The sequence below is a fragment of the Delftia sp. HK171 genome (assembly GCF_001886655.1).
GTDB classification, from domain to species: Bacteria; Pseudomonadota; Gammaproteobacteria; order Burkholderiales; family Burkholderiaceae_C; genus Comamonas; species Comamonas acidovorans.
The window spans coordinates 4,985,868-5,001,518 of sequence record NZ_CP018101.1 but is presented as its reverse complement, the minus strand read 5'-3'; the positions used below and the strand labels follow the sequence as shown (position 1 = coordinate 5,001,518).

General features: G+C 70.1%; 12 protein-coding genes. 2 read left to right on the top strand and 10 right to left on the bottom strand.

The window, feature by feature from the left end; genetic code table 11:
* Positions 1-6: 6 nt before the first annotated feature.
* The 9 genes from BO996_RS22385 to BO996_RS22340 form a co-directional block, all read right to left on the bottom strand.
* Positions 7-1,662 carry a long-chain-fatty-acid--CoA ligase gene (locus tag BO996_RS22385; RefSeq protein WP_043819689.1) on the bottom strand — a complete coding sequence of 552 codons (1,656 nt, stop codon included), beginning with the start codon at positions 1,660-1,662 and terminating at the stop codon, positions 7-9.
* 34 nt (positions 1,663-1,696) lie between these two features.
* Complete coding sequence (locus BO996_RS22380; RefSeq protein ID WP_071956449.1) at positions 1,697-2,911, bottom strand: ABC transporter substrate-binding protein; 1,215 nt, start codon at positions 2,909-2,911, stop codon at positions 1,697-1,699.
* 156 nt (positions 2,912-3,067) lie between these two features.
* The gene (locus tag BO996_RS22375) at positions 3,068-3,946 is read right to left on the bottom strand and encodes an enoyl-CoA hydratase-related protein (protein ID WP_071956448.1); all 879 of its coding nucleotides are present in this window, start codon (positions 3,944-3,946) and stop codon (positions 3,068-3,070) included.
* A gap of 29 nt (positions 3,947-3,975) precedes the next feature.
* A complete protein-coding gene (locus BO996_RS22370; protein WP_071956447.1) occupies positions 3,976-5,004 on the bottom strand; it encodes a branched-chain amino acid ABC transporter permease in 1,029 nt (342 codons plus the stop codon).
* A gap of 177 nt (positions 5,005-5,181) precedes the next feature.
* Entirely contained in the window at positions 5,182-6,054 is an 873-nt protein-coding gene (locus tag BO996_RS22360) for a branched-chain amino acid ABC transporter permease (RefSeq protein WP_012206619.1), read from the bottom strand.
* 5 nt (positions 6,055-6,059) lie between these two features.
* Complete coding sequence (locus BO996_RS22355; protein ID WP_071956446.1) at positions 6,060-6,785, bottom strand: ABC transporter ATP-binding protein; 726 nt, start codon at positions 6,783-6,785, stop codon at positions 6,060-6,062.
* A complete protein-coding gene (locus BO996_RS22350; protein ID WP_071956445.1) occupies positions 6,769-7,593 on the bottom strand; it encodes an ABC transporter ATP-binding protein in 825 nt (274 codons plus the stop codon). The genes BO996_RS22355 and BO996_RS22350 overlap by 17 nt, the downstream gene beginning before the upstream one ends.
* 68 nt (positions 7,594-7,661) lie before the next feature.
* Positions 7,662-8,846, bottom strand: coding sequence for an acetyl-CoA C-acetyltransferase (locus BO996_RS22345; protein WP_071956444.1), 1,185 nt, complete (start codon positions 8,844-8,846; stop codon positions 7,662-7,664).
* Positions 8,847-8,978: 132 nt separating this feature from the next.
* Positions 8,979-9,761: an SDR family NAD(P)-dependent oxidoreductase gene (locus tag BO996_RS22340; RefSeq protein WP_013801549.1), complete on the bottom strand. Its 783-nt coding sequence runs from the start codon at positions 9,759-9,761 to the stop codon at positions 8,979-8,981.
* A 182-nt stretch (positions 9,762-9,943) separates the two neighbouring features.
* On the opposite strand from BO996_RS22340, the gene BO996_RS22335 reads away from it, so the two are divergent.
* Positions 9,944-12,706 carry a LuxR C-terminal-related transcriptional regulator gene (locus tag BO996_RS22335; RefSeq protein ID WP_071956443.1) on the top strand — a complete coding sequence of 921 codons (2,763 nt, stop codon included), beginning with the start codon at positions 9,944-9,946 and terminating at the stop codon, positions 12,704-12,706.
* A gap of 12 nt (positions 12,707-12,718) precedes the next feature.
* Here the strand turns inward: BO996_RS22335 and BO996_RS22330 are convergent, their stop codons facing one another.
* Complete coding sequence (locus BO996_RS22330; RefSeq protein WP_071956442.1) at positions 12,719-13,177, bottom strand: GNAT family N-acetyltransferase; 459 nt, start codon at positions 13,175-13,177, stop codon at positions 12,719-12,721.
* A gap of 128 nt (positions 13,178-13,305) precedes the next feature.
* On the opposite strand from BO996_RS22330, the gene BO996_RS22325 reads away from it, so the two are divergent.
* Positions 13,306-15,648, top strand: coding sequence for an FdhF/YdeP family oxidoreductase (locus BO996_RS22325; RefSeq protein WP_071956441.1), 2,343 nt, complete (start codon positions 13,306-13,308; stop codon positions 15,646-15,648).
* The last annotated feature ends 3 nt before the right edge of the window (positions 15,649-15,651 follow it).

The following is a 15,651-nucleotide window of genomic DNA, read 5'->3' as shown; positions in this document are numbered from 1 at the left end:
CTCCTTTCAGGCCGTGGGCAGTGGATGGTTCTTGTACTGCTCGCGCAGCTTGGTCTTTAGCAGTTTTCCCGTGGCCGTGTGCGGCAGCTCGGCCACCTGCAGCACATCGTCGGGCAGCCACCATTTGGCGATGCGCGTGGACAGGAAATCGAGCATGGACTCGCGGCTGACGCTGTGGCCTGCGCGCGGCACCACCAGCAGCAGCGGCCGCTCCTGCCACTTGGGATGGGCCACGCCGATGATGGCGGCCTCGGCCACGCCGGGATGGCCCATGGCGGCGTTCTCCACGTCGATGGAGGAAATCCACTCGCCGCCCGACTTGATCACGTCCTTGGCGCGGTCCACCAGCTGCAGGAAGCCGTCGGCATCGATGGTGGCCACGTCGCCCGTGGTGAAGAAGCCTTCCTCATCGACGGGCGAGCCGCCTTCGCCCTTGAAGTAGCCGCTGGCGATCCAGGGGCCGCGCACGCGCAGGTGTCCCCGGGCCTGGCCGTCCCAGGGCTGGGGCCGGCCGTCGTCGTCCACGATCTTGAGGTCCACGCCCCAGACGCCGCGCCCCTGCTTGAGCTTGACCTTGACCAGTTCCTCGCCCGACAGCGCGTCGTGCCGGGGCAGCAGCTTGCTGACCACGCCGATGGGGCTGGTCTCGGTCATGCCCCAGCCCTGCACGACCTGGGCGCCGAACTGGTTCTCGAAGCGCTCCAGCATGGCGCGCGGCACGGCCGCGCCGCCGATGCCTATGCTCTTGACGCCCAGCGCGCGCGGGTCGATGTCGGGATGCGCATCCAGGTACTGGAACAACATCAGCCACACGGTGGGCACGCCCTGCGAGAAGGTGACCTTCTCGTCGCGCATGAGCTCGTAGACGCTCTGGCCGTCCAGGTGGGGGCCGGGCAGCACCAGCCGTGCGCCGGCCATGGCCGCCGCATAGGGCGTGCCCCAGGCGTTGGCATGGAACATGGGCACGATGAGCATCACGGTCTCGCTCGCGTTCAGGCCGAAGGTGTCGGGCGCCAGCTCCATCAGCGTGTGCAGCACGGTGGAGCGGTGCGAGTACAGCACGCCCTTGGGGTGGCCCGTGGTGCCCGAGGTGTAGCACAGCGAGGAGGCCGTGCGCTCGTCGAACTCGGGCCAGTCGAAGTCCTCGCTCTGGTTGCCCACCAGCTCGTCCCAGCAGTGCAGGCCGGGCAGGTCCAGCGCGGGCATGTGCTCGCGCGAACTCATGCAGACATAGGTGGTGACGGTCTTCAGATGCGGTGCGAGCTTTTCCACCAGCGGCGCGAAGGTCACGTCGAAGAACAGCACCCGGTCCTCGGCATGGTTGGCGATGTATTCGATCTGCTCGGGAAACAGGCGCGGGTTGATGGTGTGCAGCACCGCGCCGCTGCCCGAGACGCCGAAGTACAGCGCCAGGTGGCGCCAGCTGTTCCAGGCCAGCGTGCCCACGCGTTCGCCAGGCTGCACGCCCAGCGACTGCAGGGCGTTGGCCACCTGGCAGGAGGCGCGGCGCATGCCGGCCCAGTCGGTGCGGTGCAGGCCACCGTCCCGGGTTTCCGGCAGGCGCGAGACGATCTCGGTGTGCGGGTGAAAGCGCGCTGCATGCTCGATCAGCGACGAGATCATGAGCGGGCGGTCCTGCATCAGTCCTTGCAAGGCGGGCATGGGGTGTCTCCTGTCGTTGTCCTGAAGGCCGGGGTCATTGCACGGGCGCGTAGCGGCTGCCGTCGAAGCGCACGAGCTGCATCTTCTTGATGGGGAAGAAATCGTCCCCACCGGTCTGCAGGCTGATGCCCGGGTAGAGCATGGGCAGGTCCATCTTCAGGCTGGCGGCCTGCTTCATGATGTTGGCGCGCGTGAGCTCGTCGCCGGCCTGCCTGAGCACCTGCACCAGGGTCTGGGCCTGGGAGTAGCCGATGACGTTGAGCGAATCGTTGGGATCGCCCGCCGGGTAGAACTGCTTCATGAAGGCCAGGTAGCCGGCCAGCTCGGGCGTGCCCTGGTTGGTGGGGTCCGAGGGCTCGCGCAGGTAGCTGGCCGTCATCACGCCGCGCGCGTTGTCCAGGCCCGCAGGCTTGAGCACCGAGCTGATGGACAGCGAGACGCTGACCAGGTAGTGCGCAGGCTTCCAGCCGATGTCGGCGGCCTTGCGTATGGACTGGGCCGCGAACTTGGGCGTGCTGATGTTGATGAAGGTGTCCGCTCCCGAGCCCTTGAGCGCCACCATCTGGCTGTCCACCGTGGGGTCGCCGACCTCGTAGGTCTGCTGCACGACGATGCGCTGCTTGGCCTGCTCGCCAAAGCCGTCGAGCACGCCCTTGAGGTAGTCCTTGCCGAAGTCGTCGTTCTGCATCAGGACGGCCACCTTGGCCTGGGGCCGCGTGGCCAGGATGTGCTGGGCGAAGGTGCGGCCTTCGAGCTGGTAGGTGGGCTGCCAGCCCATGGTCCAGGGGAAGTTCTTCGGATCGCCCCAGCGCGTGGCACCCGTGGAGACGAACAGCTGGGGCACCTTGCGCTGGTTCATGTAGCGATGCACGGCCTGGTTGTGCGAGGTGCCCAGCGCGCCGAACATCAGCAGCACGCCGTCGCGCTCGACCAGCTTGCGCGTCTGCTCCACGCTCTGCGCGGGGTTGTAGGCGTCGTCGGCCGAGAGGTAGGTGACCTTGCGGCCGTTGATGCCGCCTTCGGCATTGATCTTGGCGAAGTAGGCCGCATGGGCCTTGCCGATGGTGCCGTAGGCCGACACCGGGCCCGAGTAGGGCACGAAGTTGCCGATGCGGATCTCGGTGTCGCTGGCGCCGGTGTCGTACTTCTTCTGTGTCTGGGCCTGGGCTGGCGCCTGGGTGATGGCCGGCAGGGCCAGCGCCAGGCAGGCGATCAGGGCCCAGGGGCCCCGGGCGATGGTGTTGCGCATGGTTGTCTCCTGGCTTGCGGGCGCCGTGCCCGCTTTTCTTGTGGTGGCCGGTCCATGGTAGGAACCGGCCCGGCGCGCGCCCATCGTCGATTCCGACGAATGCATGTGCGGGCGCAGCAAGGTGCGTCGGGAAGGTGCGGCGGGAAGGCTTGGCGGTCAGCCCGGCTGGCGGGGCGCGAACACGGGCTCGCGCTTTTGCATGAAGGCCTGCACGCCTTCCATGAAGGCCGGCGCGCCCACCAGCTCGCGCTGGCGTTCGGCCTCGTAGTGAAGCTGCTGCTCCAGCGTGGAAGCGGCTGCGTGGTCCAGCGCGCGGCGGGCTTCCAGCACGGCACCGGCCGGCAGCCGCGCCAGGCGGGCGGCCGTGGCCAGGGCCTGCTCGCGCAGGGCCCCGTCGTCCACGCAGGCCCAGACCAGGCCCCAGTCGGCGGCCTGCTGCGCGCCCAGCCTGTCGCCCAGCAGGGACAGGCCCAGGGCGCGCGCACGGCCCAGCCGGCGCTCGATGAACCAGGTGGTGCCCAGGTCCGGCACGATGCCCAGGCGCGGCAGGAAAGGCAGGTAGAAGTAGGCCGAGCGCGCCGCCAGCGCCACGTCGCCGGCCAGGGCCAGGCCCACGCCGGCCCCGGCTGCCGCGCCGTTGATGGCGCAGACCACGGGCACGGGCAACTGCTGCAGGTCCAGGATGAGGCGGTTGGACAACTGCTGCATGTTGTCGGCGGTCTGCTCGCCCAGCGTGCGGCCATCGGCCTGGGCCCCGCCTTGTGCCCCACCTTGTGCCCCGCCTTGTGCCCCGCCCATGGACGACAGGTCCGCGCCCACGCAAAAGCCCCGGCCCTCGGCGGTGAGCACCAGGGCGCGGAGGGAGTTGTCCTCGCGCACCTCGGCCAGCAGTTCGCGCAGCCGCAGCTGCAAGGGCCTGCCCAGCGGATTCATGCGGGCGCTGTCCTGGAGGACGATGAGGGCGATCTCGCCGTTGTCGGCGTTGTCGCCGTTGTTGCCGTGGCGTTCCATGCGGACGGCCGGACTGGAATTCATGGGGGACTCCTGTGGGTGGGGATGGAAAGTCAGGCACGCGGCCGCTGCCGGGGCAGGCGCCGGCCCGGCCGGTCCAGCCGGTGCAGCAGGCCCATCACGCCGCCGGGCATGGCGAACATGAAGACGATGAGCACGGTGCCGTAGACGGCCCAGGGCGCGGCCTTGGACACCTGCTCGGCCAGCCCCGGGATGAACATGATGAACAGGGCGCCGAACAGCGCGCCCCACAGCGTTCCCACGCCGCCCACCACCACGCCCACCAGCAGCGAGATCGACAGGAACATGGTGAAGGAGTCGGGCGCCACGAACTGCACGGCAATGGCCGACAGCGCGCCGCCCACGCCCGTGTAGCCGGCTGAAATCGCAAAGGCCATGGACTTGCAGTGCGCGTTGTCCACGCCCATGGCCTCGGCCGCCATGGCGTGGTCGCGGATGGCGCGCAGCGCCAGGCCGCTGCCGCTGTCTATGAGGTTGCGCGCCATCCAGAACAGCAGCGCCGCCACGGCCAATGCATAGAGGTAGAACCACTGGTCGGCATCCAGCGGCAGGCCCCAGGGCGCCTCGGGCTTGGTCAGCACGATGCCGCCCACGCCGCCGGTCCAGGCTTCCAGGTGGCGGTACTTGAGCAGCTGGGGCATGGCTACGCCCAGCGCAAAGGTGGCCAGCGCCAGGTACAGCCCTTCCAGCCTGAGCGCGGGCCGCCCGAACAGGTAGCCCGCCGCCAGGCTCACCAGGCCCGCTGCAGGCACGGCCAGCCAGTAGGCCAGGCCCGCGCGGTCCATCAGGATGCCGGCCGCATAGGCGCCTATGGCGAAGAAGGCGCCATGGCCCAGCGAGATCTGGCCGCTGTAGCCCGTGAGGATGTTCAGCCCCACCAGGGCCACGGCATAGGCCAGCACCATGGTGGCCTGGAACAGCTGGTAGCCCTTGGCCACGAAGACCAGCGAGCAGGCCGCCAGCGCCAGCGCCGCGATCAGTACCGTTCCCAGGGGCAGGGGGCGGGGCGCGCTGGTGGCGGCGACCAGTGCGTCAGACGAGGAGGCGGATCGTGTGGACATCATTGTTCTCCAGGGCGTTGGGCACAAAACTGGCGTGGCCCAAAAGCGAGGGACACCGAGCAAGGGCCTACGCCGGCCGCGCCGCCCCGCCGCGAGGGTGTCTTCCCCCTCCCGCGTAGCGAGAGAGGGGGCGCCGTGCAACGGGAAGCGGCGTCCGCCGCTCAGGGTGGGCATTGTTCAAACCCTCCTGACGACTTTGCGGCCCATCAACCCGGCCGGCCGCACGATGAGAACGCCCACGATCAGCACCAGGGCCACAGAAAGCTTGAGTTCGGTGCCGACGACGTAGCTGCCCACGAGGTTTTCAAGCACGCCCACGATGAAGCCGCCCAGCACGGCGCCCGCGGGGCTGTCGATGCCGCCCAGCAGCGCGCCCGCAAAGGCATACAGCAGCACGCCGCTCATCATGTGCGGATCGAGGAAGACCACGGGCGCCACCATCATCCCGGCCACCGCGCCGATGGCGCCGGCCAGGCCCCAGCCCAGCATCAGCATGCGTCCCACGGAGATGCCCACCAGGCGCGAGGAGGCCGGGTTCTGCGCGGCCGCGCGCATGGCCAGCCCCAGCGGCGTGAGCCGGAAGAAGGCAAACAGCAGGGCCACGATGGCCAGGGCCACGAAGATGGTGCCCACCTCATGGGCCGACATCAGTGCGCTGCCATACCAGGCGTCGGCCGGGAACGGGCTGGGAAACTCCTTGATGGTGTAGCCGAAGATCCAGCCGGCCAGGCTGTGGAAGACGATCAGCAGGCCGATGAAGACCACCACCTGGGCCAGGTCCGCCGCCTTGTGCATGGGGCGGATGATGGCGAACTCCACGGCCGCGCCCAGCACGAAGGACAGCGCCACCGTGGCCAGGAAGGCCCACCAGTACGGCAGCCCCGCCTGCAGCAGCGCCCAGGCGATGAAGGTGGAGAACATGGCCATCTCGCCCTGCGCGAAATTGATGTGGTGCGTGGCCTGGTAGATCATGACCAGGGCCAGGGCCACGGTGGCATAGATGCCGCCCGTGGCCAGGCCGGCCAGCAATTGGTGGATGAAGGCATCCATGGCCGCTACTCCCCGAGATAGGCCTGGCGCACCGCGTCGTTGCGGCGCATGGCTTCGCTGGGGCCGTGCAGCACGATGCGGCCGGTCTCTAGCAGGTAGGCGCTGTGCGCCAGCTCCAGCGCCAGGCGCGCGTTCTGCTCCACCAGCAGGATGGTCGTGCCCTGTTCCTCATTGATGCGCCGCAGGATGCCGAAGATGTCGCGCACCACCAGCGGCGCCAACCCGAAGGAGGGCTCGTCCAGCAGCAGCAGGCGCGGGCGGCCCATGAGGGCGCGGGCAATGGCCAGCATCTGCTGCTCGCCGCCCGACAGCGTGCCGGCCTGCTGGGCGCGGCGCTCGCGCAGGCGGGGGAAGTAGCCGAACATGCGCTCCATATCGCTGCCCACGTCAGCACGGGCAGCGCGAGTGGGCCGGGCCTGCGCACCCAGGCGCAGGTTCTCCTCGGCGCTGAGCTGGGCGAAGGTGCCGCGCCCGTCGGGCACATGGCCCACGCCCTGGCGCGCGATGCGCTCGGTGCTGTGCCGGTCTATGCGTTCGCCGGCCAGGCGCACCTCGCCGCGCGTGTCCACGAGGTGGCGGCAGATGGCGCGCAGCGTGGTGGTCTTGCCCGCGCCATTGGCGCCCAGCAGGGCCGTGACGCGGCCTTCGGCCAGGTCCATGTCGATGCCGTCCAGCACGCGCACCGACCCGTAGGCCGCATGCAGTCCGCGGATTTCAAGCAGTGCCGGCATGCGCCACCTCCCTGTCCTGATCCTGCGGCTGCATGTCCGAACCCAGGTAGGCGCGGATGACTTCGGCATGGGCGCGAACCTCGCCCGGCGTGCCCTCGGCGATCTTGCGGCCGAAGTTCAGCGCCACGACCTTGTCGCTCACGCGCATGACCAGGCCCATGTGGTGCTCCACCAGCAGCACGGTCAGCCCCAGCCGGTCGCGCAGCGACAGGATCAGGTCGCCCAGGCCGGCCAGCTCCTCATGGTTGAGGCCGCAGGCCGGCTCGTCCAGCAGCAGCAATTGCGGGCGGCAGGCCAGGGCGCGCGCCAGCTCCACGCGCTTTTGCGTGCCGAAGGGCAGGTCGGCCACGCGGCGCTCTGCCACGCCCGTCAGGTCCAGCAGGGCCATCAGCGACTGCGCCTGGGCGCGGGCTTCTTCCTCGCGCCGGCGCACGCCGGGCAGGCGCAGGGCATCGCGCACAAAGCCGGCGTGCTGGTGGCTGTGCGTGCCCAGGCGCACGTTGTCGGCCACCGTCATGCTGGAAAACAGGGCCAGGTTCTGGAAGGTGCGGCCCATGCCCAGCGCGGCCATGCGGTGGCGCGCCAGCGTGGCCAGCGGCTGGCCGCGAAAGCGGATGTGGCCGGCCTGCCAGGCATACAGCCGAGACAGGCAGTTGAACAGGCTGCTCTTGCCTGCGCCGTTGGGGCCGATGAGGCCGCAGATCTGGCCTGCCGCAACATCGAAACTCACGCCGTCCAGCGCGATGATGCCGCCGAAGCGCAGCGAAACGCCTTCAATGCGCAGCAGGGGCTGCGAGTCCTGGCTCATGGCTTTCCCTCCCCCGATGGTGGGCGACCGGCGCGGGCGGCGCCGGCCGCACGGTGGCATGGCGGCGCCTAAAGACGCTCGATGATGGTGACGTTGGCCATGCCGCCGCCCTCGCACATGGTCTGCAGGCCGTAGCGCCCGCCGCGTGCGTGCAGGGCGTGGATCAGCGTGGCCATGAGCTTGGTGCCCGAGGCGCCCAGCGGATGGCCCAGCGCAATGGCGCCGCCGTTGACGTTGAGCCGCGCCGGATCGGCGCCCGTGGCCTGCAGCCAGGCCAGGGGCACGGGGGCAAAGGCCTCGTTGACTTCGTACAGGTCGATGTCGGAGATGCGCATGCCGGCCTTCTTCAGCGCGGCCTGGGTGGCGGGGATGGGGGCCTCCAGCATGATCACCGGGTCATGCCCCAGCAGGCTCATGTGGTGGATGCGCGCCAGCGGCTGCACGCCCAGGGCCTTGAGGCCGCGCTCGCTGACCACCATGACGCCGCTGGCGCCATCGCAGATCTGGCTGGCCGTGGCGGCGGTCACGCAGCCGCCTTCGCGGATGGTCTTGACGCCGGCAATGCCCTCCAGCGTGGCGTTGAAGCGTATGCCTTCATCCACCGTGTGCGGCTGGCCTTCCCCCTCGGCACCGCCTTCGGCGCTGCGCGCCTGCACGGCGAGGATCTCGCGGTCGAAGCGGCCCTCGCGCGCGGCCTGCACGGCGCGCTCATGGCTTTGCAGCGCATAGGCGTCCAGCTGGTCCTTGGCCAGGCCGTACTTGCCGGCCATCATCTCGGCGCCCATGAACTGGCTGAACTCCACGCCCGGATAGCGCTGCTGCATGGCCGGGCTCATGTAGACGCCCAGGCCGGCCTTGGCGGGCAGGGCGTTGGGCGTGCCCATGGGCACGCGCGACATGCTCTCCACGCCTGCGGCGATCACCATGTCCATGCTGCCCGACATCACGGCCTGGGCCGCGAAATGCAGTGCCTGCTGGGACGACCCGCACTGCCGGTCCACCGTGGTGCCCGGCACGGACTCGGGCAGGGCCGAGGCCAGCACCGCGTTGCGCGCCACGTTCGTCGCCTGCTGGCCGACCTGGCTGACGCAGCCCATGATCACGTCCTCGATCTGGGCCGGGTCGGCCTGGCTGCGGCGCACCAGCTCGTCCAGCACCTGGGCTGCGAGATCGGCCGGATGCCAGCCCGAGAGCTTTCCGCCGCGCTTGCCGCCCGCCGTGCGCGTGGCGGCGACGATGTATGCCTGTGCCATGGATATGTCTCCTGTTCCTGTATTCCTGGGGGATGGTGGCCCGGCCGGCGCGGGCCGGGCATCGTCGCAAGCGACGATTCCGGCCAGGGAAAACGCTGGGACGGCGCCTGCCGTGGTGACTGGGCGGTACGCCTAGCGCGGCGCCATGCGGATGGCGCCGTCCAGGCGCACGCACTCGCCGTTGAAGTAGCCGTTGGTGATCATGGTCTCGGCCAGGTGGGCGTATTCGTCGGGCTGGCCCAGCCGCTTGGGGAAGGGCACGGAGGCGGCCAGCGCGGCCTTCACGTTGTCGGGCGCCCCCTGCAGCAGCGGCGTGTCGAAGATGCCGGGCAGGATGGTGTTCACGCGGATGCCCTCGCCCATGAGGTCGCGCGCGATGGGCAGGGTCATGCCCGTGATGCCGGCCTTGCTGGCCGAGTAGCTGGCCTGGCCCATCTGCCCGTCCTGCGCCGCCACCGAGGCCGTGTTGACGATGGCGCCGCGCTCGCCGTCGGCCAGCGGCTCCAGCGTGAGCATGCCCGCCGCCGACTTGGCGATGCAGCGGAAGGTGCCCACCAGGTTGATCTGGATGATGCGGTCGAAATTGGCCACAGGCAGGTGCCGGATCTCGCCCGTGGCCTTGTCGCGGCTGGCCGTCTTGACGGCATTGCCCGTGCCCGCGCAGTTGACCAGGATGCGCTCCTGCCCATGGGCCGCACGGGCCTGGGCAAAGCCCGCGTCCACGCTGGCCTCGTCGGTCACGTCCACGCGGCAGAACAGGCCGCCTGTCTCGCGCGCCAGCGCCTGCCCGGCCGTCTCGTTGAGGTCGAACAGGGCGACGCGCACGCCCCTGGCGGCCAGGCGGCGCGCGGTGGCCGCGCCCAGGCCCGATGCCCCGCCCGTGACGACGGCGCTGATGCTTGCGTCAAGCTGCATGTGAAGGTCTCCTTGGTTGGTGCGTTGGCGGCGCGCCGTTGCCTGTCGCCTTGGATCGGGACAGGGGGCAGTTCGCCACCTATGATCTGCCTTCAAGTCTAGGAATCGCCCCGTCTTGCCGCCATCGTCGAAACCGACGAAAGTGCCCGGTGCCTCACCCCTTCACAGTGCCTCCTGCCTGCATGCAGCCCCCAGCGCCCACCCCTTCCTCCGGCCCCGGTCCGGGTTCCGGCTACGTGCCGCAGGCCAAGCTGAGCCCGCCGCGCGCCGCTGCCGCCCAGGTGGCCCGGCTGGCTGTTGCCGCGCGCTGGCCCGAGGCCTTGCGCGCCCGCGTGGTGCTGGTGCGCGCGCCTGCCGGCTTCGGCAAGACCACGGCCATGCGCCAGATGCGCGAGCGCCTGCAGGCCGAGGGCCAGGCCACGGCCTGGCTGACGCTGGATGCCGCCGACAACGATGTCTCGCGTTTTCTGCAGTGCCTGGGCGCGGCCGTGCGCACCCTGGGAGTGGGGCCGTCGCAAGGCGCCGGCGAGTTGTCCCAGGCCCTGCATGCGCTGGCCGGCGAGGGCCGCTCCTTTGCGCTGTTCATCGATGATTTCGAGGTGCTGCACAACGATGCCGTGCTCGGTCTGGTGCGCCAGCTCATGGAGCAGCTGCCCGAGCGCGGGCGCCTGGTCATAGGCTCTCGCGCGCTGCCGGCCCTGGGGCTGGGGCGGCTGCGCACCAGCGGCCAGCTGCTGGAGATCGATGCGGCGCTGCTGCGCTTTTCCGTGGGCGAGGCCGAGGAGTTCTTTCGCCTGCGCGGCTGCCCGCTGCCGCGCGAGGCCCTGGCGCGGCTGCTGGACAAGACCGAAGGCTGGATAGGCGCGCTGTGGCTGGCCTCGCTGGCGCTGGAGCGCCATGGCCCGCACAGCGATTTCATCGAGCGCTTCTCGGGCTCGGAGCGCGCCGTGGCCGACTACCTGGCCGAGGATGTGCTGGCCCAGCAGCCCGCGTCCGTGCGCGACTTCCTGCTGCGCACCAGCATCCTGCGCACGCTGGATGCCCAGGTCTGCCAGGCCCTGGTGCCGCGTGCCGACGGCGCCGCCATGCTGCAGGCGCTGGAGCAGGCCCACCTGTTCTTGGTGCCGCTGGCCGACGAGGCGCAGGGTGGCCAGGGCGGGCACAGCTGGCGCTACCACAGCATGTTTGCCGACTTCCTGCGCGCACAGCTGCTGCGCGAGCAGCCCGGTGAATTGACGCGCCTTCACCTGGCGGCCAGCGGCTGGTACGAATCCTGCGGCCGGCCCGTGCCCGCCATCGAGCATGCGCTGGAAGGCGGCGATCTGCCGCATGCCCTGTCCCTGCTGGCGCGCCATGCCGAGGCGCTGATGGAGCAGGGCCGCATGCGCCTGCTGTCGCGCTGGTTCTCGGCCATGCCGGCGTCGCTGATGGCGCGCGAGCCGCTGCTGCAGGCCGTGGCCGCCTATGCCGACTGCTTCACGCGCGGCCCCTGGCAGGCGCAGCAGCGGCTGGACGCCTTGCGGCCCCGCATGGCCGCAGACCCCGCCGCGCAGGCGCTGGTCATGGCCCTGCAGCCGCTGCTGCTGGCCATGATGGACCGCGTGGAAGAGGCGGCGCCCCTGGGCCGCCAGGCGCTGGCCTGCCTGCCCAGCTGCCGGCCGTTTGCAGACAGCTCGCTGACCAATGCCATGGCCTACGTGGTGTCGGTGCTGGGCGATGCCGAGGAGGCCCACCGCCTGCTGGACGCGGCGCGCAGCACCCAGGCCGGCAGCCTGTTCAGCCGCATGTACACCGAGGCCATGGAGGGCGTGCTGGACCTGTCGGGCGGGCGGCTGCGGCAGGCGGCATCGCGCTTTCGCGTGGCGCTGGCCGCCACGCCGCGCAGCGCCTCCTACAACCCCACCAACGGCAATGCCTGGGCAGGCGTGCTGCATGCCGGCGTGCTCTACGAGACCAACGACCTCGACGGCGCCGACCACCTGCTCAACGTCTACCTGCCGCTGGCCCGCGACGTGGGCCTGCCCGACCATGTGATCTCCAGCTACCGCATGCGTGCGCGCATTGCCTTCGTGCGCGGCGATGTGGATGCGGCCTTCGGCCTGCTGACCGAACTGGAGTACCTGGGACATGAACGCCAGCTGCCCCGCGTGACGGCCAGCGCCCGGCTGGAGCATGCGCGCATCTTCGTGCTGCAGGGCAACCGGGCCGCCGCGTCCGAGGCGCTGGAGCGTGCCGACGATCCCGGCGTATGGCCGCGCGTGGAACGCCTGCGCCTGCCCCCGCACGAGGTGGAGGACATCGCCATCGCCCGGCTGCGCTGGGGGCTGCACTTTGGCGACTGCCGTGCCGTGCGCGATGCCATCGCCCCCTTGCTGGCCGATGCGCAACTGCGCGGGCGCCGCCACCGCAGCCTCAAGCTGCAGGTGCTGTGCGCGCTGGCCGAGGCGGGCTGCGGCGACTTGGACGCCGCCGCCGCCATGCTGGCCCAGCCGCTGCGCCACGGTGCCAGCGAAGGCTTTGTGCGCCTGATGCTCGATGAGGGGCCGCTGCTCGCGCCCGTGCTGCAGCGTGTGCTGTCGCCCTCACTATCGCCTTCACTGACGCGCCGCACGGAACCGGCGGAGCCGGAGGCGGCCGCCCATGCGCATCGGCTGCTGTCTGCCCTGGGCGAGCCTGCCGAGCCCGCCGATACACCCGAGCTGCAGGCAGCGGATGCTCCCCAGGGCCCGGCGCCGGCCACGGCGCTTGCCGAGCCCCTGACCCGCAAGGAGCTGCGCGTGCTGGAGCTGCTGGCCTCGGGCTATTCCAATGCGGCCATGGCCGAAAAGCTCTTCGTCTCCGACAGCACGGTGCGCACCCACCTGCGCAGCATCAACCTCAAGCTGGGCGCGCGCAGCCGCACCCAGGCCGTGGCGCTGGCGCGGGAGCTGCGGGTTTTGCGCTAGGCCGCTGGCGGCTCAAGCCTGCAGATGGCGCGCATAGGTCAGGAACACTTCGTCACGCACCCAGCCCAGCGACTCGTACAGCGCCTGGGCGCGCAGGTTGTTGCGTGCCGTGGTCAGGTCCATGCGCGCATGGCCCGTGGCGCGGGCATGGGCTTCGGCCGCCAGCAGCAGGGCGCGGCCCACGCCCAGGCGGCGCGCATCGGGCGCCACGAAGAGGTCGTAGAGCACGTAGATTGGCGCGGCCAGCACCGAGCAGAACGAGGGATAGAGCTGGCAAAAGCCCATGGCGCTGCCGTCCGGTCGGCGGGCCAGCAGAATGACGGATTCGCCGCGCTCCAGCCGCGCCGTGATGAAGGCCAGCGCCGCGTCGGCATCCGCAGGTTGCTCGTAGAACTGGCGATAGGCGTCGAACAGCGGGGCGATCAGCGCGGCGTCTTCGGGGATGGCGGTGTGTATGGCTGTGGAGTTCATCGGTGGTCCGGGGCTGAGGTTGCCAGCATGGCGCAGGGCAAGGATGCCGTGCTCATATCTTTGCTGAATCTCTCCATTTGGAGATGTGATTTGACCTGGATCATGGACAGGCGGAACACTTCCGGCCCATGTCCGAACAAAAGATCGAGTTCTACAAGGGGGCCGCTGGCGGCTGGGGCGCATTGCGCAGCGTGAGCCAGGCCCTGATGCGCCAGGATATCGCCGTCAAGGGTGCCAAGACGCTGCTGTCGGCCAACCAGCCCGACGGCTTCGACTGCCCGGGCTGCGCCTGGCCTGACCGCAACCACCATTCCACCTTCGAGTTCTGCGAGAACGGCGCCAAGGCCGTGGCGGCCGAGGCTACGGCGCGCCGCGTGACGCCCGAATTCTTTGCCCGGCACACGGTGGCCGAGCTCATGGCGCAAAGCGATTTCTGGCTGGAAGACCAGGGCCGGCTCACCGAACCCATGGTGTACGACGCGGCCAGCGACCGCTACCGGCCGATCGCCTGGGACGACGCCTTTGCGCTGATTGCCCGCCACCTGAACGCGCTGCCCGACCCTGACCAGGCCATCTTCTACACCTCTGGCCGCGCCAGCAACGAGGCAGCCTTTCTCTACCAGCTGTTCGTGCGCGCCTACGGCACCAACAATTTCCCCGACTGCTCCAACATGTGCCACGAGCCCAGCGGCAGCGGCATGAAGCCGCAGATCGGCGTGGGCAAGGGCACGGTGCAGCTGGCCGATTTCGAGCAGGCCGATGCCATCTTCATCTTCGGCCAGAACCCTGGCACCAACCACCCGCGCATGCTGGGCGAGCTGCGCGCAGCCCACAAGCGCGGCGCGCGCATCCTGAGCTTCAACCCGCTGCGCGAGCGCGGGCTGGAGCGCTTCCAGGACCCGCAAAGCAAGCTGGAGATGGCCACCCTGGGCGCCACGCCCATCAGCACGCACTACTTCCAGCTGCGCGTGGGCGGCGACATCGCGGCCGTCAAGGGCATCATGAAGCATGTGATCGCGCAGGACGATGCACTGGGGCAAGGGTGCGGCGGCGTGCTGGACCATGCCTTCATCGCCGAACACACGACCGGCTTCGAGGCCCTGGCCGAGGACCTGCGGGCCGAGGACTGGGGCCTGCTCGAGGCCGAGTCCGGCCTGAGCCGTGCGCAGATGCAGACGGCGGCCGAGGTCTACATCGCCGCCCGCAGCACCATCGTCTGCTGGGGCATGGGCATCACGCAGCACATGCATTCGGTGGCCGCCGTGCAGATGCTGGTCAACCTGCTGCTGCTGCGCGGCAACATCGGCCGCCCGGGTGCGGGCGCCTGCCCGGTGCGCGGCCACAGCAATGTGCAGGGCGACCGCAGCATGGGCATCTGGGAAAAGCCGCCGGCCGCGCTGCTGGACCGGCTGCAGCAGGTCTTCGGCTTCGAGCCGCCGCGCGCCCACGGCGTGGACGTGGTCGAGTCCATACGCCTCATGCTCGAGGGCCGGGGCAAGGTCTTCTTTGCGCTGGGCGGCAACTTCGCGGCGGCCACGCCCGACACGCATGCCACCTGGCAGGCGCTGCGCCGCTGCGACCTGATCGTGCATGTGACCACCAAGCTCAACCGCAGCCATCTGGTGCACGGCCGCGAGGCGCTGATCCTGCCCTGCCTGGGCCGCACCGAGATCGACATGCAGGCCACCGGCCCGCAGGGCGTGACGGTGGAGGACTCCATGGGCATGGTCCATTTCTCCAGCGGCATCAACCCGCCTGCGTCGGAGCACCTGCTCAGCGAGATCGCCATCGTCGCGCGCCTGGCCGCCGCCACGCTGGGCGCGCAGCGGCCCGTGCCCTGGCTGGAGCTGGCTGGCGACTATGCACGCATACGCGAGCTGATCGAGCAGGTCTTCGACGACTTCCACGACTTCAACGCGCGCGTGGCCGTGCCGGGCGGCTTCAAGCTGCGCAATGCGGCGAGCGAGCGTATCTGGGAGACGCCCCGGGGCAAGGCCGGCTTCTTCGTGCACGCCGTGCCGCGCGACACGCCCGTGCACCGCGCACGCGCCGCGCGCAGCCCCGGCGCATCGCCGGTGTTCACGCTGTTCACCACGCGCTCGCACGACCAGTACAACACCACCATCTATGGCATGGACGACCGCTACCGCGGCGTCTTCGGCCAGCGCCGCGTGGTCTTCATCCATGCCGAGGACATCCGCGCCCTGGGCATGAAGGATGGCGACTGGGTGGACCTGCAGACGGTGTGGGATGACGGCCAGCAGCGCAGCGCCGAGCGCTTCAGGCTCGTGGCCTACGACATTCCGCGCGGCTGCATCGCTGCCTACTATCCGGAGACCAATCCGCTGGTGCCGCTGTCGGCTACGGCCATCGTGGCGGGCACGCCCAGCTCCAAGTCCATTCCCGTGCAGCTGGTGGCGCACAGGCTGCCTGCCGTGCCGTCTCCCGCGCTGGAAGAAATGGCGGCCTGAAGT

Coding starts and splice junctions, on each gene's coding strand:
- BO996_RS22385 (WP_043819689.1), bottom strand. CDS start 1,662: ATGCCCGCCTTGCAAGGACTGATGCAGGACCGCCCGCTCATGATCTCG.
- BO996_RS22340 (WP_013801549.1), bottom strand. CDS start 9,761: ATGCAGCTTGACGCAAGCATCAGCGCCGTCGTCACGGGCGGGGCATCG.
- BO996_RS22325 (WP_071956441.1), top strand. CDS start 13,306: ATGTCCGAACAAAAGATCGAGTTCTACAAGGGGGCCGCTGGCGGCTGG.
- BO996_RS22360 (WP_012206619.1), bottom strand. CDS start 6,054: ATGGATGCCTTCATCCACCAATTGCTGGCCGGCCTGGCCACGGGCGGC.
- BO996_RS22350 (WP_071956445.1), bottom strand. CDS start 7,593: ATGAGCCAGGACTCGCAGCCCCTGCTGCGCATTGAAGGCGTTTCGCTG.
- BO996_RS22380 (WP_071956449.1), bottom strand. CDS start 2,911: ATGCGCAACACCATCGCCCGGGGCCCCTGGGCCCTGATCGCCTGCCTG.
- BO996_RS22335 (WP_071956443.1), top strand. CDS start 9,944: ATGCAGCCCCCAGCGCCCACCCCTTCCTCCGGCCCCGGTCCGGGTTCC.
- BO996_RS22345 (WP_071956444.1), bottom strand. CDS start 8,846: ATGGCACAGGCATACATCGTCGCCGCCACGCGCACGGCGGGCGGCAAG.
- BO996_RS22370 (WP_071956447.1), bottom strand. CDS start 5,004: ATGTCCACACGATCCGCCTCCTCGTCTGACGCACTGGTCGCCGCCACC.
- BO996_RS22330 (WP_071956442.1), bottom strand. CDS start 13,177: ATGAACTCCACAGCCATACACACCGCCATCCCCGAAGACGCCGCGCTG.
- BO996_RS22355 (WP_071956446.1), bottom strand. CDS start 6,785: ATGCCGGCACTGCTTGAAATCCGCGGACTGCATGCGGCCTACGGGTCG.
- BO996_RS22375 (WP_071956448.1), bottom strand. CDS start 3,946: ATGAATTCCAGTCCGGCCGTCCGCATGGAACGCCACGGCAACAACGGC.